At 67.2% G+C, this 24,526-nt stretch carries 21 protein-coding genes and 1 riboswitch; of the genes, 6 read left to right on the top strand and 15 right to left on the bottom strand.

Annotation, left to right across the window (positions count from 1 at the left end):
* Nucleotides 1-51: 51 nt before the first annotated feature.
* Nucleotides 52-738 (bottom strand): type 1 glutamine amidotransferase domain-containing protein, encoded by a 687-nt coding sequence (locus ACFOPH_RS01695; protein WP_379733056.1) that lies wholly within the window; start codon nucleotides 736-738, stop codon nucleotides 52-54.
* 92 nt (nucleotides 739-830) lie between these two features.
* Nucleotides 831-2,330 carry a 4-hydroxy-3-polyprenylbenzoate decarboxylase gene (ubiD, locus tag ACFOPH_RS01690; protein ID WP_312552539.1) on the bottom strand — a complete coding sequence of 500 codons (1,500 nt, stop codon included), beginning with the start codon at nucleotides 2,328-2,330 and terminating at the stop codon, nucleotides 831-833.
* 529 nt (nucleotides 2,331-2,859) lie between these two features.
* Here ubiD and ACFOPH_RS01685 point away from each other — a divergent pair.
* Nucleotides 2,860-3,726 (top strand): transglycosylase SLT domain-containing protein, encoded by an 867-nt coding sequence (locus tag ACFOPH_RS01685; RefSeq protein WP_379737844.1) that lies wholly within the window; start codon nucleotides 2,860-2,862, stop codon nucleotides 3,724-3,726.
* Between the two features lie 376 nt (nucleotides 3,727-4,102).
* On the opposite strand, the gene nusB is transcribed toward ACFOPH_RS01685, so the two are convergent.
* The 3 genes from nusB to ribBA form a co-directional block, all read right to left on the bottom strand.
* Nucleotides 4,103-4,573, bottom strand: coding sequence for a transcription antitermination factor NusB (nusB, locus tag ACFOPH_RS01680; RefSeq protein ID WP_312552541.1), 471 nt, complete (start codon nucleotides 4,571-4,573; stop codon nucleotides 4,103-4,105).
* A 13-nt stretch (nucleotides 4,574-4,586) separates the two neighbouring features.
* Entirely contained in the window at nucleotides 4,587-5,069 is a 483-nt protein-coding gene (ribH, locus tag ACFOPH_RS01675) for a 6,7-dimethyl-8-ribityllumazine synthase (protein WP_312552543.1), read from the bottom strand.
* A gap of 171 nt (nucleotides 5,070-5,240) precedes the next feature.
* Entirely contained in the window at nucleotides 5,241-6,353 is a 1,113-nt protein-coding gene (ribBA, locus tag ACFOPH_RS01670; RefSeq protein WP_312552544.1) for a bifunctional 3,4-dihydroxy-2-butanone-4-phosphate synthase/GTP cyclohydrolase II, read from the bottom strand.
* Nucleotides 6,354-6,717: 364 nt separating this feature from the next.
* On the opposite strand from ribBA, the gene ACFOPH_RS01665 reads away from it, so the two are divergent.
* Together ACFOPH_RS01665 and ACFOPH_RS01660 are read left to right on the top strand one after the other, a co-directional pair.
* The gene (locus ACFOPH_RS01665; protein ID WP_379733054.1) at nucleotides 6,718-9,426 is read left to right on the top strand and encodes a two-component system response regulator; all 2,709 of its coding nucleotides are present in this window, start codon (nucleotides 6,718-6,720) and stop codon (nucleotides 9,424-9,426) included.
* Nucleotides 9,427-9,475: 49 nt separating this feature from the next.
* The gene (locus tag ACFOPH_RS01660) at nucleotides 9,476-12,325 is read left to right on the top strand and encodes a M16 family metallopeptidase (RefSeq protein WP_379733052.1); all 2,850 of its coding nucleotides are present in this window, start codon (nucleotides 9,476-9,478) and stop codon (nucleotides 12,323-12,325) included.
* A gap of 209 nt (nucleotides 12,326-12,534) precedes the next feature.
* Here ACFOPH_RS01660 and ACFOPH_RS01655 read toward each other — a convergent pair whose 3' ends face one another.
* On the bottom strand, nucleotides 12,535-14,475 hold the full coding sequence (locus ACFOPH_RS01655; protein ID WP_379733050.1) for a S9 family peptidase: 1,941 nt from the start codon (nucleotides 14,473-14,475) through the stop codon (nucleotides 12,535-12,537).
* A gap of 210 nt (nucleotides 14,476-14,685) precedes the next feature.
* Between ACFOPH_RS01655 and ACFOPH_RS01650 the strand changes: the two genes are divergently transcribed.
* Nucleotides 14,686-15,444, top strand: a complete 759-nt coding sequence (locus ACFOPH_RS01650) for a nuclease-related domain-containing protein (protein ID WP_312553665.1) — start codon at nucleotides 14,686-14,688, stop codon at nucleotides 15,442-15,444.
* A 34-nt stretch (nucleotides 15,445-15,478) separates the two neighbouring features.
* Here the strand turns inward: ACFOPH_RS01650 and ACFOPH_RS01645 are convergent, their stop codons facing one another.
* The 9 genes from ACFOPH_RS01645 to glyA form a co-directional block, all read right to left on the bottom strand.
* Nucleotides 15,479-16,108, bottom strand: coding sequence for a riboflavin synthase (locus tag ACFOPH_RS01645; protein WP_312553663.1), 630 nt, complete (start codon nucleotides 16,106-16,108; stop codon nucleotides 15,479-15,481).
* A gap of 13 nt (nucleotides 16,109-16,121) precedes the next feature.
* Nucleotides 16,122-17,246, bottom strand: a complete 1,125-nt coding sequence (gene ribD / locus ACFOPH_RS01640; RefSeq protein WP_379733048.1) for a bifunctional diaminohydroxyphosphoribosylaminopyrimidine deaminase/5-amino-6-(5-phosphoribosylamino)uracil reductase RibD — start codon at nucleotides 17,244-17,246, stop codon at nucleotides 16,122-16,124.
* Between the two features lie 17 nt (nucleotides 17,247-17,263).
* The gene (locus tag ACFOPH_RS01635; RefSeq protein WP_379733046.1) at nucleotides 17,264-17,866 is read right to left on the bottom strand and encodes a GspH/FimT family pseudopilin; all 603 of its coding nucleotides are present in this window, start codon (nucleotides 17,864-17,866) and stop codon (nucleotides 17,264-17,266) included.
* Nucleotides 17,854-18,294 carry a type IV pilin protein gene (locus ACFOPH_RS01630; protein WP_312553659.1) on the bottom strand — a complete coding sequence of 147 codons (441 nt, stop codon included), beginning with the start codon at nucleotides 18,292-18,294 and terminating at the stop codon, nucleotides 17,854-17,856. The genes ACFOPH_RS01635 and ACFOPH_RS01630 overlap by 13 nt, the downstream gene beginning before the upstream one ends.
* A gap of 35 nt (nucleotides 18,295-18,329) precedes the next feature.
* On the bottom strand, nucleotides 18,330-19,103 hold the full coding sequence (locus ACFOPH_RS01625) for a pilus assembly PilX family protein (RefSeq protein WP_379733044.1): 774 nt from the start codon (nucleotides 19,101-19,103) through the stop codon (nucleotides 18,330-18,332).
* Between the two features lie 7 nt (nucleotides 19,104-19,110).
* Nucleotides 19,111-20,052, bottom strand: coding sequence for a PilW family protein (locus ACFOPH_RS01620; RefSeq protein ID WP_379733042.1), 942 nt, complete (start codon nucleotides 20,050-20,052; stop codon nucleotides 19,111-19,113).
* A complete protein-coding gene (gene pilV / locus ACFOPH_RS01615; protein WP_379733040.1) occupies nucleotides 20,049-20,600 on the bottom strand; it encodes a type IV pilus modification protein PilV in 552 nt (183 codons plus the stop codon). The genes ACFOPH_RS01620 and pilV overlap by 4 nt, the downstream gene beginning before the upstream one ends.
* Before the next feature lie 202 nt (nucleotides 20,601-20,802).
* Complete coding sequence (gene nrdR, locus ACFOPH_RS01610) at nucleotides 20,803-21,255, bottom strand: transcriptional regulator NrdR (RefSeq protein WP_312553651.1); 453 nt, start codon at nucleotides 21,253-21,255, stop codon at nucleotides 20,803-20,805.
* A 92-nt stretch (nucleotides 21,256-21,347) separates the two neighbouring features.
* Complete coding sequence (gene glyA, locus ACFOPH_RS01605; RefSeq protein ID WP_312553649.1) at nucleotides 21,348-22,595, bottom strand: serine hydroxymethyltransferase; 1,248 nt, start codon at nucleotides 22,593-22,595, stop codon at nucleotides 21,348-21,350.
* Nucleotides 22,596-22,854: 259 nt separating this feature from the next.
* A riboswitch (ZMP/ZTP riboswitch) is annotated at nucleotides 22,855-22,961 on the bottom strand.
* 137 nt (nucleotides 22,962-23,098) lie between these two features.
* Between glyA and ACFOPH_RS01600 the strand changes: the two genes are divergently transcribed.
* Entirely contained in the window at nucleotides 23,099-23,845 is a 747-nt protein-coding gene (locus ACFOPH_RS01600) for an SDR family oxidoreductase (RefSeq protein ID WP_312553648.1), read from the top strand.
* Nucleotides 23,846-24,099: 254 nt separating this feature from the next.
* Nucleotides 24,100-24,504, top strand: coding sequence for a tol-pal system-associated acyl-CoA thioesterase (gene ybgC, locus ACFOPH_RS01595; RefSeq protein WP_312551628.1), 405 nt, complete (start codon nucleotides 24,100-24,102; stop codon nucleotides 24,502-24,504).
* Nucleotides 24,505-24,526 lie beyond the last annotated feature (22 nt).

The following is a 24,526-nucleotide window of genomic DNA, read 5'->3' as shown; positions in this document are numbered from 1 at the left end:
GCCCACATTATAACCGACCCCATTGTTTTTGGGGCCGGAAATGCGAGACGCTCAGGAACGCTTGTCCAGCAGCGCCAGCAAGGCCTGCGCCCCCGGTTCCGACGAGGCCGGATTCTGCCCCGTAACCAGCAGGCCATCGGTGACGACATAGGGCGCCCAGTCCTCGGCCTTGCTGTACTGGCCGCCGTTCCTGACCAGCATGTCCTCGACCAGGAAGGGGACGACCTCGGTCAGGCCGACCGCCGCTTCCTCGGTATTGGTGAAGCCCGTCACGCGCTTGCCCTGGACCAGGGGCGCGCCGCCCTCGCCTTTCGCCTGACCCAATACGCCCGGCGCGTGGCAGACCGCGGCGACCGGCTTGCCGGCAGCGAACATGGACTCGATCAGGCGGATCGAATCGGCGTCCTGCGCCAGGTCCCAGAGCGGACCGTGGCCGCCGGGATAGAACACGGCGTCGAACTCCTCGGCCTTCACGCCTGCGAGCGGAACGGTATTGGCCAGCGCCTGCTGCGCCGCCGGGTCGCCTCGATAACGGCGCGTCGCCTCGGTCTGCGCATCCGGTTCGTCGCTCTTCGGGTCGAGCGGCGGCTGGCCGCCCTTGGGCGATGCCAGCGTCAGCTGCGCGCCGGCATCCTTGAACACATAATAAGGTGCGGCGAACTCTTCCAGCCAGAAGCCGGTTTTTTTGCCTGTATCGCCGAGCTGGTCGTGCGAGGTCAGCACCATCAGGATCTTCATCGGGCCTCCGTAGGCGTCGTGGTCAAGCCCCGAGTCTAGCCCGACCCGGCCCCGCACGACGCACGGGTGCCGGTGGGAATCGAAGGCGCCGGTTACAGGCCCAGCTGTTGCCAGATGGCGTCGATCCGGGTCTTGACCTCCGGCGTCATCGCGATCGGCGTGCCCCATTCGCGGTTGGTCTCGCCCGGCCACTTGTTGGTGGCGTCGATGCCCATCTTGCTGCCGAGGCCGCTGATCGGCGAGGCGAAGTCGAGGTAGTCGATCGGGGTGTTGTCGACCAATACTGTGTCGCGCGTCGGGTCGACCCGGGTCGTGATCGCCCAGATCACTTCCTTCCAGTCGCGCACGTCGACGTCCTCGTCGACCACCACGATGAACTTGGTATACATGAACTGGCGCAGGAAGCTCCAGACTCCGAACATGACGCGCTTGGCGTGGCCGGCGTACTGTTTCTTCATCTGCACCACGGCCATGCGGTAGCTGCAGCCTTCCGGCGGCAGGTAGAAGTCGGTGATCTCGCTGAACTGCTTCTGCAGCAGCGGGATGAAGACCTCGTTCAGCGCCACGCCCAGCACGGCCGGCTCGTCGGGCGGCTTGCCGGTGTAGGTCGAGTGATAGATCGGGTCGCGGCGCATGGTGATGCGGTCGATCGTGAACACCGGGAAGCTGTCCTGCTCGTTGTAATAACCGGTGTGGTCGCCGTAGGGACCTTCGACCGCATGCTCGAAGCCGGACGGGTGCTTCTCGTCCGGGTAGATATGCCCTTCCAGCACGATCTCGGCGGACGCCGGCACACGCAGCTCGCTGCCGATGGCTTTCGTCAGCGTCGTGCGCTGGCCACGCAGCAGGCCGGCGAACTGATATTCGGACAAGGCGTCGGGCACCGGCGTCACCGCGCCCAGGATGGTGGCCGGGTCGGCGCCCAGCGCCACCGCCACCGGATAGGGTTGGCCGGGATTGGCGAGCGCGTGTTCGCGGAAATCCAGCGCGCCGCCGCGGTGCGCCAGCCAGCGCATGATGACCTTGTTGCGGCCCAGGACCTGCTGGCGGTAGATGCCCAGGTTCTGGCGCTTCTTGTTCGGTCCCTTGGTGATCACCAGGCCCCAGGTGATGAGGGGCGCGACGTCGCCCGGCCAGCAATGCTGGATCGGCAGGCGCGCCAGGTCGACGTCGTCGCCTTCCCAGACGATTTCCTGGCAGGGCGCGCCCTTCACTTCCTTCGGCGCCATGTCCCAGACCGCCTTGACGAGCGAACCCATGCCCATGATGTCCTTGAAGCCGCGCGGCGGCTCCGGCTCCTTCAGGCGCGCCAGCACGTGGCCGATGCGGCGCAGTTCACTGACGTTGTCGGCCCCCATGCCGAGCGCCACCCGCTGCGGCGTGCCGAACAGGTTGGCCAGCACCGGCATGCCATGGGCGGCGCCCCGCGCATCCGTCGGATTCCGGAACAGCAGCGCCGGTCCGGCGGCGCGCAGGGTGCGGTCGGCCACCTCCGTCATCTCGAGATGCGTCGAGACCGGCAGCGCGACCTCTTTTAATTCGCCAGTTTGTTGCAGTTGGGACATAAAATCCCGAAGATCCGAATATTTCATCAAGTTTTACTTGTTTTTTTGCATTGCTTGAGGTTAATCAAATTCCGCTGCCAAGTGTTTGATTTGCCACGGTATTGATGAGCTCGCTCTGCAAAGTTAAGATTTAAAAGTTATAAAGGGCGTTCGTGCTAGTATTGACTTGGTATATGCGACCTCCTACAATCTGCCCTACTTGATGAGGCGGCCACGTTTTTAAGCTGATTGTAGCCGTTCTCATAACTTCACGGGGTCGGGGCCCCACATGACATTTTGAGGAGTGTTTTCACAAGGCGTCTGCCTTCAACCCCCGAGACAGTTGTTGAGCCACTGGTACGTCACCCGCCCTGGGTTCCTCGTCCAGCTGTAGCAAAGCAATGACGGCGTTTTGGCCGGCCCCAAGGATGGGCGGCCTGACGATTTTTCTGATGCACGGCATTGGTAACCACCACGCAGCGCTCGATAGCGCCGCGACGGGACGGTTTTTGCCGCGACAAAGGGGACTTCGATGATCAATCGTTTGTTCGGTACGAGCGCAAGGCTCGTCCATACCATGGCCAGCCAGCCAGTCACGTGGAATTCCGTGAGCAAATCGGCACGTGGTCTGTTGACCACCATGCAGCACACCCTGACCGTGTTTGGTCTTTCGGCAGTGGCGGTATTGGCCCTGCTCTACATGAATCCCGATGCGGCGAAAAAAGTTTCCGAACTGCTGCACCCGGAAGCCGCAGCACCCGCCGCCACTCCCGCGCCAGTCGTCGCGGCGGCGCCGGCGCAACCCGTGGCCCAGGCCGTGGCCGTCGACCAGGCCGAGGACATCAAGGACGCCAAGCTGCTCGGCACCGCCAAGCAGCAGCAGAACGTGACCTCCTGGCTCGCCAAGCGCTATCGCGTGGCCGGCGACGCCGCCAACATGCTGGTCTCGACCGCCTACATGACGGCGCACGAGATCAAGCTCGACCCGCTGCTGATCCTGGCCGTGATGGCGATCGAATCGGGCCTGAATCCCTTCGCGGAAAGCCCGATGGGCGCCAAGGGCCTGATGCAGGTGATGGCCAAGGTCCACCACGACAAGTTCGAGCAGGTCGGCGGCGCCGAGGCGGCGCTGAATCCGGTCGCCAACATCCGTGTCGGCGCCCAGATCCTGAAGGACTACGTCAAGCGCACCGGTTCGGTCGAAGGCGGCCTGAAGACCTATGTCGGCGCGGCCGATTTCGACTCCGACTCCGGCTACGGCGCCAAGGTGCTGGCCGAGTACAACCGCCTGAAGCAGGTTGCCCGCGGCAAGTACGTGCCGACCCGCACGCCGCCGGCGCCCGCCCAGATGGTGGTCAAGAAAAGCGCACCCACGACGCCCGCGGTCAAGGCCGGCGACGCGGTTGTCGCCGAAACCAAATCCGAAGCGCTGGCGAACCTGTAAGCGCGCACCGCCAGCTCAAACGCACTCCTCCCATGCCACCCTCGCGGTGGCTTTTTTTGTTGGTGCGGCAGTTTTGCGGCCTGCGGCCGTGGCGGGGGCGTAGGGTGGACACCTGCGTCCACGCGGTACGGCGGGCGAGATGAGAAGGGGCTGTCAACAGTCCGCACGTCAGCGTAATCGATTATTGTTTGCAACGGTGGCAAGTCACAGCACGACCGCGTGGACACAGGTGTCCACCCTACAAGACTACGGCAGTGGATCGGGTTCGCACCCGCCGTACCGCGTGGGTTCAAGAACCCACCCTACGAAAACCCAACAAAAAAGCCACCGCGCCGCGAGGCAACGGTGGCTTGTCAGCCGGCACTACTAATATATATTAGCGACGCGCGTCGGCCACGACCTCTTCCGGGCGCAGCTTGCCGGCCAGCTTGTCCAGCACGCCGTTGACGTACTTGTGGCCATCGATGCCGCCGAAGGACTTGGTCAGCTCGACCGCTTCGTTGATGACGACGCGGTAAGGGATTTCCGGGTGGTTCTTCAGCTCGTAGGCGCCCAGCAGCAGCGCGCCGTGCTCGATCGGCGACAGTTCGGCGATGCCGCGGTCGATCAGCGGCGAAATCGTCTCGCGCAGCTCGAGCGAGGTGCTGATGGTGCCGTTCAGCAGGGCCGAGAAGAACTCGCCGTCGGCCTTGTCGAAGCCGTGGGCGTTACGGATGTTGTTGGCCACCGTGCTCGACGGCTCGTTGTTCAGCAGCCATTGGTACAGGCCCTGCAGCGCGAACTCGCGCGCGCGGTGGCGCGGGGTGCGGTTCTTGCTCGGGTTGGCGTGGGTGGTCTTGTCGTTCATGTCGATCTTTCTATTACTCTTCTTCTTCCGGATGCAGCTCTTCGAGCGCCATCAGGAGGTTGGCCATCTCGACCGCGACTTTCGCCGCGTCGCTGCCCTTCTCGGCCATGCGTGCTTCGGCCTGGGCATCGTTCTCGGTGGTCAGGATGGCGTTGGCGATGGGGATGCCGTAGTCCAGGCCGATGCGGGTGATGCCGGCGCCCGACTCGTTCGAGACCAGCTCGAAGTGGTAGGTCTCGCCGCGGATCACGGCGCCCAGCGCGATCAGCGCGTCGAACTGCTGGGTCTCGGCCATCTTCTGCAGCGCCAGCGGCACTTCCAGCGCGCCCGGCACGGTCACGTGCAGGATGTCCTCGTCGGCCACGCCCAGGCGCTTGAGCTCGGCCAGGCAGGACGACAGCAGGCCGTGGCCAACGTCGGCGTTGAAACGCGCCTGCACGATACCGATACGCAGGTCTTCGCCTGTCAAATTGCTTTCATAAGTTCCTACCGTCATGGCTGACCTCTTCTTCTATGTTCGTTTTAAATAAATATGAATCCTACAGCGTCATCGAAGCCTCGACAAACCGTAGCGAGCGGAAGAAATGTTGGTCGAGAAGCGCAGCTGTACGGTTGTACAGCGAGCATCGCAGACCAACAGTTCGACGCGCAGTAGGTTTGCCGAGGCTTAAGCCACCGGGCTGGCGATGTAGCCGGTGACCTCCAGGTCGAAACCGGTCATCGACGGCATCTTGCGCGGATTGGCCAGCAGCTTCATCCTGCCCACGCCCAGTTCCTTCAGGATCTGGGCGCCGATGCCGTAGGTGCGCAGATCCATCGTCGCGGCGCGGCCGCTCGGGCGCGCGCCCGGGGCATCGATCGAGGCGAACTGGGCGAACAGCTCCTCGGCGCTCTCGCCGCAGTTGAGCAGCACCAGCACGCCGGCATCGCTGTTCTTGATCGCTTCCATCGCCGAGGCCATGGTCCAGGAGTGGGTGGTCGCCTTGTGTTCCAGGATGTCGAGGATCGACACCGGCTGGTGCACGCGCACCAGGGTCTCGGCGTCGCGGTCGATGTCGCCGTGCACCATCGCCAGGTGGGCGCAGCCGCTCGGCTTGTCGCGCCAGGCGATCAGCTTGAATTCGCCCTGGGCGGTGGCCAGCGTGCGCTCGGCCACGCGCTCGACCAGGCTCTCGTTCTGGCTGCGGTAGTGGATCAGGTCGGCAATGGTGCCGATCTTCAGGTTGTGCTCTTTCGCGAACTCGATCAGGTCCGGCAGGCGCGCCATGGTGCCGTCTTCCTTGATGATCTCGCAGATCACCGAAGCCGGGGTCAGGCCCGCCATCTCGGTCAGGTCGCAGCCGGCTTCGGTATGGCCGGCGCGCATCAGGACGCCGCCCTTCACCGCGCGCAGCGGGAAGATGTGGCCCGGCTGGACCAGGTCGTCCGGTTTCGCGTTCTTCGCCACCGCCACCTGGATGGTGCGGGCGCGGTCGGCCGCCGAGATGCCGGTGGTGACACCCTCGGCCGCCTCGATCGAGACGGTGAAGTTGGTGCCGAAGGAAGTGCCGTTACGGGTCGTCATCATCGGCAGCGCCAGGCGGTCGCAGATTTCTTCCGACAGGGTGAGGCAGACCAGGCCGCGCGCATGGCGGATCATGAAATTGATCGCTTCGGGCGTAACGAAGTCCGCCGCCAGCACCAGGTCGCCCTCGTTCTCGCGGTCTTCCTCGTCGACCAGAATGACCATGCGCCCTGCGCGCAGTTCGGCAACGATTTCCTGGGTGCTGGAGATAGACATCTTGAATTCCTCGAATACGTGACGCGTCATGCGTAATCCGCTATTTTAAAGGATTTACCCGCTTCCGGCCGCCTCTGCCGGCCATCCTGGCCCGACAATTTAATCGGCCCGCCGATTCGGTCGCCTCTACTCGTTGCACCAATGCAACAATTTTACATTTGTTTAAATGTAATTGTTAAAGATTATGTTTTTGCATGCAACTTTGTGGTGTTTGCGACATCGACTGGATTATGATGGATAGCGATCTGGTCTTACGCTCGGGCGTGCTGCCGCCCGCGCAGTTTTGGAGCGCATTTTTGGAGTAGTCAATGTTGGTACCGACAAACGACCGTCAGCTCACCGCCGCAGCCCGGGTGAAGCACTGATGGCCACCATCCTCATCGTCGACGACCGGCCGAGCAACCGCGCCTACTTGCTGGCCCTGCTCGGCTTCACCGCACACCGGCTGCTGGAAGCGGACGACGGGGCCCGGGCGCTGGAACTGGTGCGCGAGCACCGGCCCGACCTGATCATCACCGACATCCTGATGCCGAAGATGGACGGCTACGAATTCGTGCAGCGCCTGCGCGCCGACCGCGAACTGGCCGCGACCCGCGTCATCTTCTACTCGGCCGTCTACGCCGAGCGCGAGACCCTGGCCATGGCGCGCAGCTGCGGCGTCGAGCGCGTGCTGAGCAAGCCCTCCGACGCCAACGCCATCATGGAGGCCGTCAACGCCGAACTGGGCCAGTCGGCCGCGGCATCGAACCCACCCGCCGCGGTCGCCGCGCCGTCCGCCCTGCCGGACATCGCCCCGGCGCCGGCGCCAGGGCCCCACAACGCCGGTGGCGCGCTGGCGGCGCGCCTGGCCGCGCTCGAGGACATGTGCCTGCACCTGGCCGGCGAGCGCGAGGTCGAAGGCATGGTCGCGGTCTTCCTGCAGGCGGCCGGGCGCATCCTGGGCGCCGACGCTCTGGCGCTGTGCCTGTACGAGAGCGACGAGCGCAGCGTGCGCCACCTGAGCGCGCAGGGCCTGGATGCCGCCCTGCTCGCGCCGGTCGCCGGCAACGACCTGCGCCTGCCCGGCGCGCTGGCGAACGCGCGCGCGCCGCTGCGCCTGGAGCAGTCCAATCCGCTGCTGGCCACGCTGCCGGGCGGGCATCCGCCGTGCGGCGCCTTCCTCGGGCTGGCGGTGCGCGACCTGCACCACCTGCACGGCTGGATCTACTTCCTGCGCGCGCCCGGCAAGGCGCCGTTCGACGCCGACGACGAGCACTGGGCCGCGGCCCTGGGGGCCCACCTGGCGGTCGCCTACGAAAACCTGAACCTGTACGGCGTGGTGCAGCGCCACGCGGCCCAGCTGCAGCTGGAAGCGACCGCCCGCGCGCGCGCCGACGCCGCCCTGCGCGAGAGCGAGCACCGGCTGGAACTGGCGCGCCAGGTCTTCGACTGCACCCAGGAAAGCATCGTGATGACCGATGCCTGCGCCAACATCGTGGCGGTCAACCCGGCCTTCGAGAAGATCACGGGCTACGGCGAAGCCGAGGTGATGGGCATGAACCCGCGCCTGCTGCGCTCGGGGCGCCACGACGCCGGCTTCTACCGCGCGCTGTGGGCCAGCCTGGAGCAGCACGGCCAGTGGCGCGGCGAGATCTGGAACCGCCGCAAGAACGGCGAGGTCTACCCCGAACGCATCAGCATCAGCGCCGTACGCGACGAACAGGGCGCGCTCACCGCCTACGTCTCGGTCTCGACCGACATGTCGGCCCTGATCGCCGCCCACAACCAGCTCGACTTCCTGTCGAACCACGACGCGCTCACCGAGCTGCCGAACCGCTCGCTGTTCCACGACCGCCTGCAGCAGTCGATCGCCGCCGCGCGCCGCAACGGCGGCCAGCTGGCCCTGCTGCTGGTAAACGTCGACCGCCTCTCGCGCATCAACGACAGCCTCGGCCACGCCGCCGGCGACGCCCTGCTGCGCGAAGTGGCCAGGCGCGCCAACGGCATCGCCGGCCCGCTCGACACCGTGGCGCGCCTGTCGGGCGACGAATTCGTGCTGCTGCTGACAAGCTGCGAGGACACCGAGGACATCATCTTCTCCGCCCGGCGCCTGATCGACGCCATCGCCCAGCCGCATTCGGTGGGCGGGCACGACGTGGTCGTCACCGGCAGCATCGGCATCAGCGTGTTCCCGCGCGACGGCGACGCGCCGGGCGACCTGCTGAAGGCCGCCGACGCCGCCCTCGCCCACCAGAAGGACGCCGGACGCAACGGCTTCCGCTTCTTCAAGGGCGAAATGAACGCCCAGGCGCTGCGCTGGCTGGCGCTGGAGACCCGCCTGCGGCGCGCGATCGGGCACGCCGAGCTGGCGCTGCATTTCCAGCCCCAGGTGGCGGGCCGCGACGGCCGCGTGCTCGGCATGGAGGCGCTGCTGCGCTGGCACAGCCCGGAGCTGGGCCGCATCTCGCCGGCCGACTTCATCCCCCTGGCCGAGGACACCGGCCTGATCCTGCCGATCGGCGACTGGGTGATCCGCCAGGCCTGCCTGCAGAACAAGGCCTGGCAGGACGCCGGCCTGGCGCGCGTTCCGGTTGCTGTCAACGTCTCGGCGCACCAGTTCAAGGCCGGCACCGTACCCGCCGTGGTGCGCGCGGCGCTGCTCGAATCGGGCCTGGAACCGCAGTACCTGGAAATCGAGCTGACCGAAAGCGTGATGCTGGGCGATACCACCGCCGCCGAGGCCCAGCTGGCCGAGCTGCGCGCGATGGGCGTGTCGCTGTCGCTGGACGACTTCGGCACCGGCTACTCCTCGCTCGGCTACCTGTCGCGCTTCTCGCTGGACAAGCTGAAGATCGACCAGGCCTTCGTGCGCAACATCACGACCGACCCGCGCAGCGCCGCGATTGCCCAGGCCACGCTGGCCCTGGCCGAGGGCCTGGCGCTGCGCGTCGTGGCCGAGGGCGTGGAGACAGCCGCCCAGCGCGACTTCCTGGGACGCATCGGCTGCGAGGTACAGCAGGGTTACCTGTACAGCCCACCGCTGCCGGCGCGCGAGATGCAGGCCCTGCTGGAGACGGGCCGGGTCGCGGTCTGAGCAGGTAGCCCGTACAATGGCCTCTCGTCGACCATTTAACGGAACCTCGATGCTCATCCAGTTCGCCAGAAATACCTGCCTTGCCGCCCTCTTCCTGTTCCAGCCCCTGTTCTCCGGCGTGGCCGGCGCCGCCATCGCGCTCGACGCGCCGATCCCGGTCGGCCCGCAGGTCAAGGTCGGCAAGCTGCCGAATGGCTTGAGTTTCTACATCCAGAAGAACGCGCGCCCCGAGCGCCGGCTCGAGCTGCGCCTGGTGGTCAAGGCCGGCTCCATCCTCGAGGACGAGGACCAGCAGGGCCTGGCGCACTTCGTCGAGCACATGGCCTTCAACGGCACCGCCAACTTCAAGAAGCACGAGCTGATCGACTACCTGCAGTCGATCGGCGTGAAGTTCGGCGCGGACCTGAACGCCTATACCTCGTTCGACGAGACCGTCTACATCCTGCCGATCCCGACCGACCGCCCGGAGAACGTCGAACGCGCCTTCCAGGTGCTGGAAGACTGGGCCCACGGCCTGGCCTTCGACGACGCGGAGATCGAGAAGGAGCGCGGCATCGTGCTCGAGGAACTGCGGCTCGGCAAAGGCGCGGGCGACCGCATCGGCAAGAAGGTCTGGCCGAAGATCTTCAACGGCTCGCGCTACGCCGAGCGCCTGCCGATCGGGAAGGAAGAGGTGCTGCGCAACTTCAAGCCCGACACGCTGCGCCGCTTCTACCGCGACTGGTACCGTCCCGACCTGATGGCCGTGGTGGCGGTCGGCGACATCGAGCCGGCGCAGGCCGAGAAGCTGATCCGCGCCCACTTCGGCAAGCTGAAGAACCCGCGCCCGGCGCGCCCGCGCACCTATGCCGAGATCCCGGCCCGCGAGGACACCGAGGCCGTGATCGTCACCGACAAGGAAGCCGGCGGCAACAGCATCCTGATCCGCTATCCGGTGCAGGCGGTGCGCGAGCCCGACACCGTGCGCGGCTACCGCGAGCAGCTGGTCGAGAGCCTGTTCACCGGCATGCTGGGCGGACGCCTGCAGGAACTGGCCCAGCAGGCCGAGCCGCCCTTCCTGCGCGGCGGCAGCGCGCTGTCCAAGCTCACGCCCTTCTATAAATCCTTCAACGCCAGCGCCGCGGTCGGCCCGGGCGGCGCGCCCAGGGCGATCGACGCCCTGGTGCGCGAGAACGAGCGTGCGCGCCGGTTCGGTTTTTCCGCCGCCGAACTGGAACGCGCGAAGAAGGACATGATGCGCAGCTTCGAGCGCGCCTACGCCGAACGCGAGAAGACCGACTCCAACGCCTACGTCGGCGAGTACATGCGCAACTTCCTGCAGCAGGAACCGATCCCCGGCATCGCCGCCGAATACGGCTACGCCACCGAGCTGCTGCCCGGGATCACGCTGGACGAGATGAACGCCTACGCGCGCCGCACCATTCCCGCCAACTCGGGCAAGCTGGTGATCTACAGCGGCATCGAGCGCGCCGACATGCCGCCGCCGGAGGGCCCCGCCCTGCTGGCGGCGCTGGCCGCCGCCGAGAAGGCCGAGCTCGCGCCGCGCACGGAAAAGGCGCTCGGCACGACGCTGATGGAGACGCCGCCGAAGCCCGGCGCGATCGTCGCCGAGTCCGAGGACAAGGCGCTCGGCCTGACCCGCCTGACGCTGTCGAACGGCGTCAAGGTGATCCTGAAACCCACCGACTTCCGAAACGACCAGGTGGTGATGAGCGCGGCGCGCTTCGGCGGCCAGAGCCTGTACGGCGACGCCGACATCCTCAACGCGCGCTACGCCAACGCGATCGTTGCCAGCATGGGCCTGCAGGATTATTCGCCGCTCGATTTGTCGCGGGTCCTGGCCGGCAAGGCGGCCGCGGTGACCATGGGCCTGTCCGGCTACAGCGAAGTGGTGGGCGCGTCCTCGGGCGCGACCGACATCGAGACCATGCTGCAGATGCTGTGGCTGCGCTTCCAGGGCGTGCGCCGCGACGAGGACCTGTTCAAGTCCTTCATCGGCAAGCAGGTCGAGGCCGCGCGCAACCGCCTGGCCCAGCCGGGCGCGCGCTTCGGCGACACTCTCGTCGCCACGCTCTACAACAACCATCCGCGCGCGCCGCGTCCGCTGCGTCCGGAGGAATTCGCGCAGATCAGCCTGGACCGCAGCATCGCGATCTACCGCGAACGCTTCTCCAGCGCCAAGGACTTGACCTTCGTGATGGTCGGCAGTTTTGATGTGAAGACCGTCAAGCCGCTGCTCGCGACCTACCTCGGCAGCCTGCCCACGCCCGACATCCCGACCGACTACCGCGACGTCGGCCTGCGCCCGGTGAAGGGCGTGGTCAAGCGCGCGGTCTACAGCGGCACCGAGCCGAAGAGCACGGTCTCGCTGACCTTCACCGGCGACGCCACGTTCTCGGAAGCTGAACAGATGCGCCTGCAGGCGCTGGTCGAAGTGCTCAACATCCGCATCATCGAGGTGCTGCGCGAAAAGCTGTCGCTGATCTACGGCGGCAGCGCCGGCGCCTCGCTCGGCCGCATCCCCTACCAGAGCTACTCGCTGTCGGTGACCCTGCCGACCGGCCCGGAAAACGTCGACAAGGTGCTGGCCGCGACGTTCGAGGAATTCGAGCGCCTCAAGCGCGAAGGCCCGACGGCCGCCGACCTGGCCAAGGTCAAGCAGAACTGGATCCAGAACCACCGCAAGGCCCTGCGCGAGAACGGCTACTGGCTGGCCCGCCTGCAATCGGCGCTGGTCGACGGCACCGACCCGGCCGCGATCCTGACCCACGAGCAGCGCGTTGGGGCGCTCACCCCGCTTGAAGTGCAGGACGCGGCGCGGCGCTACCTGAACACGGACAATTACGTGCAGGTGGTGCTGTATCCGGAAAAAGGGGCCCAGGAAGCAGCCGCGAAGTGACCCGTAGGGTGGGCACGGAGTGCCCACGCGTTACGCACGCATCCACTTCCGTTGGCCGTGCCGTCATCACCACGCGGCGAGGACCAGCATTGGGAACGTCACGAATGGCGGCTTTCGGTGACGCCGTCGAGCGGATCATCGCCGCCGCGGATCAATCGAACGCACGTAACGCGTGGGCACAGAGTGCCCACCCTACGTCCCTGCGCTCGCTACTTGAGGTATTTGTCGAACCACGCCACCGTCCGCCTGCGCTGGTCGAGCTGGTGCTCCGGCTTGCGGATCGCATGCCCCTCCCCCTCGTAGATGACGAGCGTGGTCGGCACCTTCATCGCCTTCAGGCCGTGCCAGAACTCCATCGACTGTACCGCCGGCGTCTCGACGTCGCGCTCGCCGACGTAGATCAGGGTCGGCGTCTTCGCGTTGCGGATCGATTCGATCGGCGAGACCTTGCGGTAGACCGCCGGGTCCTCGTACATGGTGGCCCCGAAGAACGGGACCATCCACTGGTCGATACCGTTCTGGCCGTAGTAGCTGATCCAGTTGGCGATCCCCGCGCCCGCCACCGCGGCCTGGAAGCGGGTGCTGTGGGTGACGCCCCACATCGTCATGAAGCCGCCGTAGGAGTGGCCCATCAGGCCCAGGCGGTTGCCGTCGATTGGCGCCTGCGCGATCGCCGCATCGACGCCGGCCAGGATGTCGCGCCAGTCGCCGCCGCCGAAGTCGCGCCGGTTCGCTGACGTGAAGGCCAGGCCCTGGCCGAAGCTGCCGCGCGGATTGGGCAGGAACACGTAGTAGCCGCGCTCGACCAGTTCGCGCACCAGCGGACTGGCCGACTCGCCCTCGCCCACGAAGCGCGGCATCGCCGCCGAAGCCGGGCCGCCGTGCACGATCACGACCATCGGATGCCTGTGTCCGGCCTGGGGAGTGCGCGGCCCGAGCAGCCAGCCCTGGCTGCGCAGGCCCTCGTTGGTCCAGGCGATGCTGCGCGCCGCCACTTGGGGCGCGAAACCGTCGTTGTCGCGCGTTACCTGCACCAGTTCGGATAGCCGTCCGGCCGCGATGTAGGGCGCCTTCTCGAAGGTCTCGAACACCGAGACCGCCGCGCCGCCGTCGCGGCTGAACACGATGCGGCCGTCGCGCGAACCGCTGGCGCCGACCGCGCGCGCGAACAGGGTCCGTGCGCTGCGCGCCGCCGGGTCGACCGCCACCACCGCCATCTCGCTGCCGCGCAGGGCCGACGCCACCAGGGTCGTCCCCTTCCATGCCAGGCCGTTGAACGAGCCGCTGTAGTCCGGCGTCACGTCGACCGGTTCGCCTCCCGCCAGCGGCACCGTGTACAGGTTGCCGCCGACCGAGCCGAAGTCGCTCATCAGGCCGCCGACGAAGGCGACCGTGCGCCCGTCCGGCGAGACGTGCGGAAGGCTGATCTGCATGCTCGGCGCGGCGATCGTGCGCAGTGCGCCGCTGGCGAGGTCGACATGGCCGAGCGCCGCCACCCACCAGTTGTTGTCGCCGTTGCCCTTGGCGCTGGTGGCGACGAAGCCGCGGCCGTCGGGCGTCCAGTCGTATTCGTAGACATAGGCGTCGGGCGGCGACACCATGCGCGCCTCGCCGCCGGCGGCGGGGACGACGGCGATGCGCTGGGCATCCTCGTTGACCCCGATCTCGCCCACCAGCCGCTCTCCGGCCTCGACCGCGCCGGCCTGCTTCTTGGCGCCGACCGTGGCAAGCAGCGCGATGCGCGCGCCGTCGGGCGACCAGCGCGCGGTGTTGGCCACGCCGCGGATCAATGCCGCCGCCCGCGGCTGGCCACCGCGCACCACCCACAGCGTGACGCTGCCGGCCGCGGCGTCGGCGGCGACGAAGGCCAGGCTGCCACCGTCGGGCGACCAGCTCGGGAAATCGTAGGAACAGCCGGCGCAGGGGTCGTACTCGGCCAGGATCTTGCCGGTGACGCCGTCGCGCACCACGACCTGGGCATGATGGGGCTTGCCGGGCGCGGCGGCGTCGGCCTCGATGGCGGCAATGCGCGCGCCGCCATCGGTGATGGCAGGCGCACGGTAGTCGCGCAGCGGCGCGGCCGTGGCACTGCCGGCGCCCAGCACGGCGCAGGCGAACGCGGCCCTGCCGAGGGCATCGGTGAATCGCATGGGTCTCCTCCTGATCGGCCGCCTCGGCACAGGTTGATGTACGTGCTGGCTCATGTGTGATTGATATGGCGCAGTCTACGCGGATTCGGCTGAGACCGGGGCGCAACAAATTGCAGCCAGCATGCTAGATTTTGCCGTGAAGCAAGTAAATATCATGATCGACCTCGTCGTCGTCGCTACACTTTTTGAGTGACCGAGCAGGAGGCAAGCGTGATCTATAAGGAAATCGACAACAAGGGGCCGTTTCTCGGGGTGCTCGAGAAAATGCTGGCCATGGCCGGACCGGACAAGAAGGCGCAGATCGAACGCGCGCTGCGCGTCATGCGCGCAGGGATCCGGGGCGAGCGCGCATCGAGCCACCTTCTCGACGCCTACCTGAAGGATTCGACGCGCACGGCCGTGGTCCACGACCTGCGCCTGGTGGCGGACGACGGCGAGGTGGCGCAAATCGATCATCTCCTGATCCACCGCATGGGGCGCTACACCCTGCTGAACACCAGGCTGTTCGTCGAAGGCATGCGGATCAGCGAGCACGGCGACGTGGTGCGCTGGAACGGGGCGGACAGCGGTTTCGAGGGCGTGTGCTCGCCGCTGGTGCAGAACGAACGCCACGCCCGGGTCTTGCGCCAGGCACTGGAGCGCATCGGCCAGGGCGACGCGTCGATCGAGGCGCTGCTCCTGGTCGCCCCCGACGCGCGGATCGAGCGTCCGCGCAAGTTCGATACTTCCATGATCCTGAAACCCGACCAGTTCATGGAAAAACTGCACAAATCGCTGGACGCCGTGCCCATCGTCAGCGCGCTCGGCGGCCTCCTGAAGACCGGCACGACGGACTCGATCGGCGAGATCGCGAACAAGCTCGTGCAGCTGCACCGGCCGTCGGCGGCCGATTACCTGGCGCGCTTCGGGATCCGGCGCGAGGCGGCGCAATCAACCGAATCGGCGGGCGCGCCGCTCACCTTCAGCTGAGCGCAGCGGCGGGCCGTCGATGTGATTGCTGGATTCAGGCCTTGGTGGCCGACAGCATGCGCTCGACGTAGCGGGCGATCAGGTCGATCTCGAGGTTGACCTTCGATCCGGCGCGCAGGTGCTTCAGGGTCGTGACCTCGATCGTGTGCGGGATCAGGTTGATCGAGAAGCGGCACACTTTGTTACCGTCCAGCGCCAGGTCCTCGACCCGGTTGACGGTCAGCGACACGCCATTGACCACCACCGAGCCTTTATAGGCCAGGAACTTGGCCAGCTCCTGGGGCGCGTCGATCACGAGTTCGTGCGATTCGCCGACCGGCTGGAAACTGTGCACCGTGCCCAGGCCGTCGACGTGGCCCGACACCAGGTGCCCGCCCAGGCGTTCGGCCAGGGTCAGGGCCTTCTCCAGGTTGACTTCGCCGACGGCGTCCAGGCCGGCGGTCTTGTTCAGGCTCTCGCGCGAGACGTCGACCGCGAACGCGTTGCCCCCCTTCTCGACCACGGTCATGCAGGCGCCGTTGATGGCGATCGAGTCGCCCAGGGCGACGTCGGCCAGCGGCAGGCCGCCGGCATCGATTTCCAGGCGCACGCCCGCATCCAGGCCGCCCGCCAGCGGCGAGACCGAAGTGATGTTGCCGACGGCGGCGACGATTCCAGTAAACATAAAGCGTGATTCCTCAGGTTTGGTCGTGGTGTTTGGAGTGAAAGCGCGCCAGGATGCGCAGGTCGGCGCCGACCTGGCGGCAGTCGTGGAAACGCAATTCGTATTTGTCGGCCAGGCGCGCGGGCGCGGCCAGCGCGAACATGCCCTGCCCGGCGCCGATCAGGCTCGGGGCCAGGTAGACCAGCAGCTCGTCGACGCAGCCTTCGCGCACCAGCGAGGCGTTCAGCTTCGACCCCGCCTCGACGTGCACTTCGTTGATCTCGCGCCGGCCCAGTTCCAGCATCAGGGCCGGCAAATCGACCTTGCCGGATGCGTTGGGCAGCAGGACGATCTCGTGGCCGGCCGCGCGCAGGCGCGCCGCCTTGTCCTCGGCCGCTTCGCCGTCGACGGCGGCAGCGACGATCCAGCACGGCTCGCCCTGCAGGATGCGCGCATCCAGGGCGATCTCGAGACGGCTGTCGACGATCACGCGGCGCGGCTGGCGCGGCGTGGCGATGCCGCGCACGGTCAGCTGCGGGTCGTCCGCCTTGACCGTGCCGATGCCGGTCAGGATGGCGCAGGCGCGCGCGCGCCAGGCGTGGCCGTCGGCCCGTGCCTCGGGGCCGGTGATCCACTGGCTTTCCCCGCTGTCGAGCGCCGTGAAGCCGTCCAGGCTGGCCGCTGTCTTCAGGCGCACCCAGGGACGGCCGCGCCGCATGCGCGCAAAGAAGCCGATGTTCAGCTCATGGGCCTGATCCGCCAGCACGCCGGTCTCGACCGCGATGCCGGCCGCTTCCAGCTGGGCCATGCCGCGTCCCGAGACCAGCGGGTTCGGGTCGCCCATCGCGGCCACCACGCGGCCCAGCCCCGCCTGCACCAGCGCGTTCGAGCACGGCGGCGTGCGGCCGTAATGGCTGCAGGGCTCGAGGGTGACGTAGGCGGTCGCCCCGCGCACGTCGTTACCGCGCGCGGCGGCGTCGCGCAGGGCCTGGATCTCGGCATGGGCCTGGCCGGCCGGCTGGGTGTGGCCGGCGCCGATCACCTCGCCGTCCTTGACGATCACGCAGCCGATGCGCGGGTTCGGCGCGGTGATGTACATGCCCTTGGCGGCCCATTCCAGGGCCAGCGCCATGCCTTCGGTATCGGTCTTGATCTGCACTGTCTTCGATGATGTGTTCAATTCTGGGATGGCGCCTGCGCCCCGTCGCAGTTGTCGTCGCGGGCCGGGTCGCACACGCGGGCGCGGCCCAGCATGTTGATTTTAATACGCCGGATCGCGCCGCCGTGAAACAGCGACAGCGTGCCCCAGCGCGCGGCGCCGCTGCTGGTGTCGCCGCAACTGCGTCCGGCGCCATTGTAGGCGATGTAATACGGCGGCGCAGGACTCGTGAAGGCGAAGGTCGAGGCGAAGCCGGACGGCAAGGGTCCGTGCACGGCGATGATCTCGTCGCCCGGCCCCGGCTCGCCGTCGCCGTCGCGGTCCGCGAACACGGTCCAGCCCTGCGCCCAGCGCAGGCCCTCGGGGTCGCGCGGCATCAGCTTGATGCGCTCGTTGCGCGCGATCGCCTGCGCCCGCGCCAGGCTGATGGCGCCGAACAGGTCGCCGCTGGCGGCACGCAGCTGCTGGGCGTGGAGCAGCGCCTGCAGGTTCGGCAGGCCGAGCGCCAGCAGGACCGCCGCGATCGCGGTGACGGCGGCCAGTTCGGGCAGCGTGACGCCCCACTGCGCCCACTGCGCCGACTGCGCGCACTGCGCGCGCCGGCGCATCACGGCCAGCATTGCGTGGAGGCGCCGCTCGCGCCCTGCTCGCCCGTGCTGCTCAGCGTGAGCGTGCCACATTCGCCGTCGCTATACCTGGCGTCGACGTTCGGCGTGCCGGGCCGTGCCACGAGCTCGACGCAGTCGCGCAGTTCGGCGCCCTCGCAGGCGCGCGCCTCGAGTTCGTAGGCGCTATCAAGGGCGCGGCTGCCCGACCACCAGCGCAGGCCCTCGACCGGCTCGGCCGCCGAGAACGCGACGTAGCTGTGGTGCAGGGCATGATGGCGCTCCTGCTGCTGCAGCGCGTCGATCAGGGCCACCTGGCCTTCGATCCGGCGCATCTTCGCCACATGAGCGGCATAGCCGGGATAGGCCAGCGCCGCCAGCACGGACAGGATCGCGAGCACGACCATCATTTCGATCAGGGTGAAGCCGGAACCGCGGCGCATCGTCGTTCTCCTCAGGGGTGGATGTCGAAGGGGTCTCACCGGGCGGCGGCATGCAGCTCGGGCCAGTTGGCGATCTCGCGCCAGCCCAGGCGCGCGGCCGGCGCGGTGGCGTGCGCGCGCCGGTAATAAGCCTGCAGGACGACGCGCGTGCCTGCGCTGGCGCCGAAGCCGATGGCGGTGATGCGGAAGACGGGGCCATGGCCGGGACCGGGGCCAGTTCCGGGACCGGGGCCAATTCCGGGACCGGGGCCAGTTCCGGGGCCAGGGCCAGAGCCGGGGCTGGATCCCGCGCCTGGGCCAGGGTCGATGCCGGGGCTGGCGCCAGTGCCGGTGCCGGCGAGCAGTTCCACGACGTAGCGCGGCGTCCGGGCCGGCAGCAGCGCCGCGCCGAACGGCATCGTGGCGCCGGTGAAGCGCCCATACTCGACGGCGGCATCGCTTTCGAGGTCGACCGCCTGCCATGCCGGCAGGCCGGGCGGCGCTACCTGGGCGCACAGGCCCGCGTGCTCGCCGGCGCCGGCGCAGCGGTGGGCAAACGCGGCAGCGTTCGCCGCGACGAAAACGGCGGTGCGCGGCGACGCGGGACCGGCGGCGCCGGCGATATCGCGTTCGGCGTCGAACAGCGCCGCCCGCGCCGCTTGCAGGGCGACGTGCCGGTCGCGCTCGTGGCGCGCCGACTTCGCGGCCGCGAGCGCGGCGCGCGTGCTTGACACCGACATCATCAGCACCGCGAGCGTCAGGAACAGCACGGTGACGAGGGCGGCGCCGTGCGCGCGCCGGCGCGAGCGCCAGGGGAAACAGTGGTCCATGCCGGTCCTAGGGCAAGGCGGCGCCGGCCGCGTACACGGCCGTGAACAGGCGGCGCGGGCGCGGCCCGTCGCGTGCCGCCAGCACGGCTTCCTGCAGGCTGACGCCCGGATCGCTGCTGCCGTGGGCGCTGCCGTATTCCGTCCCGAACAGCTCGTAGCGCGCGGGCGGCGCCGGTCCCGTCAGCGGCCGTTCGCCGTGCAGCAACAGCGCAACCTTCACGCTCACCACGCGCTTCCACCAGGTTTTCTCGTTGCGCTCGGCGGCCAGGGCGGCGGGGTTCGCGCCGCTCAGCACCAGGGCGGCGTCCAGGGCGGCGAGCGCGCCGGCGTTCACGTAGCGGTTGGCGACGCCGTCGCGCGGGGTGTCGCTGTCGATGCCGTACAGGACCTGGAAGCCGTCGACGTTCGACACGACCGCGTCCGCGCTCCAGTTGCTGGTGCCGCGGTACTTGCAGCGCAGTTCGGCCACGCCGTCGCCGTTGCGGGCGACGTAGAAGATGCTCCAGCCGTCCTCGGTGTCGTGCACCGGAAAGCCGGCGCAGTTGAGCACGCTGCCGTCGCCATCGGGCCCGGCGCCGGCACCCGCGTAGCGCACCGCCAGCACGTCGCTGCCGTTGACCGCTCCCGGCAGCGGGCTGTCGATGCCGAAGCTGGTCTTGCCGATCGAGTGGTTGTCGAGCCCGCCGATTGACGCAGGCTGGCCGTGCCCGGGCCCGGCGGCGCCATACCGCTCGATGTCCGCAAAGGCGCCCTGGCGCACCGCGCGCCCGATGAGCTCGAGCGCATAGCGCCCGCCGTCGTCGATGCCGGCCGCGTCCGCATGGCCGACGTAGGCGGCGTTGGCGCCGGTGAGCAGCGTCGAGCCGGCCAGCAGCACGCCCAGGCCCAGCGACATCGCCACCAGCAGTTCGGCGATGCTCATGCCCTGCTGGCGCGGGCGCGCGCTCATCCGGGCACCACCATCGTGACGAAGGCGCTCGCATCCGGCGCCGGTTGGCCCACTGCGGCGCGCAGGCGCCAGCCGAGCTTGATCACGATCGGCGCCGAGGGGCTGCTGACGCACTCCCAGTCGGGCGCCTGCAGTGCGGCGTCCCAGACGGTGGCGTCGCGGCAGACCGCGATGCGCCCACCGGGGAAGGCCGTCCGGATGGCGTGCTCGGTCTCGTAGCGGTCGAATTGCGCCATGCGCGCCGGATCGCAATCGGTGGCGCCGAAGCAGTGCGCCGGCGGTGCGCCGGGCGCGCCATCGGCGGCGTCGTAGTCGAGCTGGAGGTAGGGATTGGCCGCGTCGGGCAGCGCCATCTGGGCGGGATTGGCCTGCATGCGCGCCGCCAGCGAGGCCGCCAGCTGCACGGCCTCGGATTCCAGCGCCGCCTGTTCGCGCAGGCGGGCAAGCTGCGACTGCGTGGCCGCCGCACCGGCGGCGCCGACGGACAGCACGAACATCGCGACCAGCACTTCGACCAGCGTGAAACCCTTGGACCCACAGCGCTGCACGGCCACCTCCACAGGTTGAACGCGCGGGAATTCGCGCGAGCTGTGAAGGTATCAGCGCACTCTTGCGCGCCGATGAGTTGGCTCAAGCGTGCGCGCTTGCGTTCAGCGGTGCGGGATATGACGCGGCTGTGCACCGTGTGGCTGGACGCGTGGGCGGCGCACAGGCCGCGTGCATGCAGCTGGCGCGGCCGAGCCGCCCACCCTACTTGCGGCCGACTTCGGCCAGGGCCTGCTGGAATTCGGCCAGGTCCTTGAAGTCCTTGTAGACCGAGGCGAAGCGGATGTAGGCGATCTCGTCGAGGCGCTTGAGCTCCTGCATCACCAGTTCGCCGACGTAGCCGGTGTCGACTTCGCGGCGTCCGCTGGTGAGCAGCTTTTCCTCGATCGAGGCGACGGCGGCGTCGATGGCCTCGGCCGAGACCGGGCGCTTGCGCAGGGCCAGCATCAGGCTGCCGCGCAGCTTGCCGGAGGAGAATTCGGTGCGGCTGCCGTTCTTCTTGACGATGATCGGCATCGACAGTTCGATGCGTTCGTAGGTGGTGAAGCGTTTGTCGCACTGCACGCAGCGCCGGCGCCGGCGGATGGCGTCGCCTTCCTCGGATACGCGCGTATCGAGGACCTGGGTATCTTCATGCTGGCAGAACGGACATTTCATGGGGCGCCGGAATATTACAAGGGACGGCAACCCGACTTCAAGCTGCCGTCCCTGATTTCACTTACTTCTTACTGTACTACTTACTTGCTATTTCACGCCGCGTAGACCGGGTACTTGTCGGTCAGGACCTTCACCTCGGCCTTGACGCGCTCGATGGTGGCGGCGTCGTGCGGATTGTCCAGCACGTCGGCGATCAGGTGACCGACCTTGGTCGCGTCCTCTTCCTTGAAGCCGCGGGTGGTGAAGGCCGGGCTGCCCAGGCGGATGCCCGAAGTCACGAACGGCTTTTGCGGGTCGTTCGGGATGCCGTTCTTGTTGCAGGTCATGTGGGCCTGGCCCAGGATGGCTTCGGCTTCCTTGCCGGTCAGGCCTTTCGAGCGCAGGTCGACCAGCATCACGTGCGACTGGGTGGTGCCCGAGACGATGCGCAGGCCGCGTGCGATCAGCGCGTCGGCCAGGGCCTTGGCGTTCTTCACGACTTGCTGCTGGTATTGCTTGAACTCCGGCGACAGCGCTTCCTTGAAGGCGACCGCTTTACCGGCGATCACGTGCATCAGCGGACCACCCTGGATGCCCGGGAAGATCGCCGAGTTGATGGCTTTCTCGTGCTCGGCTTTCATCAGGATGATGCCGCCGCGCGGGCCGCGCAGCGATTTATGGGTGGTCGAGGTGACGAAGTCGGCGTAAGGCACCGGGTTCGGGTACTCGCCGGCGGCGATCAGGCCGGCGTAGTGGGCCATGTCGACCATGAAGTAGGCGCCGACTTCCTTGGCCACCTTGGCGAAGCGCTCGAAGTCGATGCGCAGCGAGAACGCCGAGGCGCCCGCGATGATCATCTTCGGCTTGTGCTCGCGCGCCAGGCGTTCCATTTGTTCGTAGTCGATGTCTTCCTGCTCGGTCAGGCCGTAGGAAATGACGTTGAACCACTTGCCCGACATGTTCAGGGCCATGCCGTGGGTCAGGTGGCCGCCTTCGGCCAGCGACATGCCCATGATGGTGTCGCCGGGCTTGAGCATGGCGAAGAACACGCCCTGGTTGGCTTGCGAGCCCGAATTCGGCTGCACGTTGGCGGCCTCGGCGCCGAACAGTTGCTTGACGCGGTCGATCGCCAGTTGCTCGGCGACGTCGACGTATTCGCAGCCGCCGTAGTAGCGCTTGCCCGGATAGCCTTCAGCGTACTTGTTGGTCAGCTGGGAACCCTGGGCCTGCATCACGGCCGGCGAGGTGTAGTTTTCCGAGGCGATCAGCTCGATGTGATCCTGCTGACGGGTGTTTTCCTTCTGAATCGCGTCCCACAGTTCCGGGTCGACGTTGGCCAGCGTGTGATCTTTTGCAAACATGAACAAAACTCCAATCGATAAGAGAACCAGACAAGTGCGTGCGGAATCGGCAGGAAGCCAGGAAGCAGCCAAGGGAAGCACTGATTTATTCATGACGGCGGTCTTGACCTGGAGAAAAACCGTCCTGCTGCGTTGCAAATCCTCGCCATACCACACGGTATGGCTGCGGTTTGCGCCTTGCCGGCCGCTTTTTTCCATGGCCAATCCCATCCGCCAGAATAAATGAGTGCTTCCCAAGCGCACGACAACGCCTACCCTTGTCGGCTGCCCAGGCGAACGGCGGATGAAATCTCACGTTCCCCGGTGGTTGACCACCTTGCCGGCGGCTCGGAGCGCGCGCGGTTTTCGCCAGTTACGTGAGATGCAAAGGACTCCAGATTGTATTTGATGTGTCCCTTTAGGGCAAGGAAAGCTCCCTCGTGGCAGCATGTGCGGTCAAGCGGCGGGCAACGTGATCAATTCGGCTACAATCACGGAGCTTGTCCAATCCGAGGAACCCCATCATGATCGTTTTCATCACCGGCGCATCGGCCGGATTCGGCGCCGAAATGGCGCGCACCTTTGTCCGCAACGGCCACCAGGTCGTGATGGCGGCGCGCCGCAAGGAGCGCCTGGACAGCCTCGCCGCCGAGCTGGGCGATTCGGCGCTGCCGGTGGAAATGGACGTGACGAACAAGGCCTCGATCGAGGAAGCGCTGGCCCTGCTGCCGCAATCCTGGCGCCAGATCGACGTGCTGATCAACAACGCCGGCCTGGCCCTGGGCACCGCGCCGGCGCACGAGGCGCCGCTGGACGACTGGGAAACCATGATCGCGACCAATTGCCAGGGCCTGGTGACGATGACCCGCACCATCCTGCCGGCCATGGTCGAGCGCGGCAGCGGCCTGATCATCAACCTGGGCTCGGTGGCCGGCCACTACCCCTACCCGGGCGGCAACGTGTATGGCGCGACCAAGGCCTTCGTCGAACAGTTTACGCTGAACCTGCGCGCCGACCTGGTCGGCACCGGCGTGCGCGCCACCAACCTGGCGCCGGGCCTGTGCGGCGGCACCGAGTTCTCGAACGTGCGCTTCAAGGGCGACGACGCGGCCGCCGCCAAGGTCTACGAAGGCACGACGCCGCTGACCGCCAAGGACATCGCCGAGACCGCCTACTGGATCGCCACCCTGCCGCCGCACGTGAACGTCAACCTGATCGAACTGATGCCGACTTGCCAGGGGTTCTCGCCGTTCAATATCAAGCGCGGCTGAGGGATTTTGTAGGGTGGACACTCGTGCCCACCCTACGAAAACCACACATATGCACACCGTGCGCCCCTGCTTAGATAATTGTGAGAAAGTGTTACAGTTGTTGTCTTGACAGCTAGTCTCTCGTCTACTACGGCCGCACCTTGGCCTGACAGCATGCGCCGCGGTCGCGCTTTCCCACCCGGGATGTTCGCTAGAGTACATATGCGGAGTCGAATAGCGTAAAATGTTTCCTATTATCATTTATGGCTTGTAGCATGCCCTCCGTTTTCACCTGGCCAGTCCGGGTCTATTACGAAGACACCGACGCCGGCGGCATCGTGTTCTACGCGAATTACCTGAAGTTCTTCGAACGTGCGCGCACCGAATGGCTGCGCGCCGCCGGCATCAACCAGCAGGAACTGATCGCAAGCGACAACGCCGGCTTCGTGGTGAAGAGCGCCACGATCGATTACCACGCTCCCGCCCGCCTCGACGACGAGCTGCGCCTGACGCTCGTCATCGAAAAGCTCGGCCGCGCCTCGGTGCAGTTCGCCCAGAAAGCGTACAAGGGCGACACCCTGCTGGTCGAGGCGAATGTGAAAGTCGGCTGCGTCGACCTCGCCAATGTCCGTCCGCGCTCGCTCCCGGAGCATGTCGCTGATAAAATGCGTGCCGCCTGAATACATCAACAATATTGCCTAA

It is taken from the genome of Massilia haematophila (assembly GCF_042647645.1).
Classification (GTDB): Bacteria; Pseudomonadota; Gammaproteobacteria; order Burkholderiales; family Burkholderiaceae_D; genus Telluria; species Telluria haematophila.
This window is presented reverse-complemented; position numbering and strand designations above follow the sequence as displayed.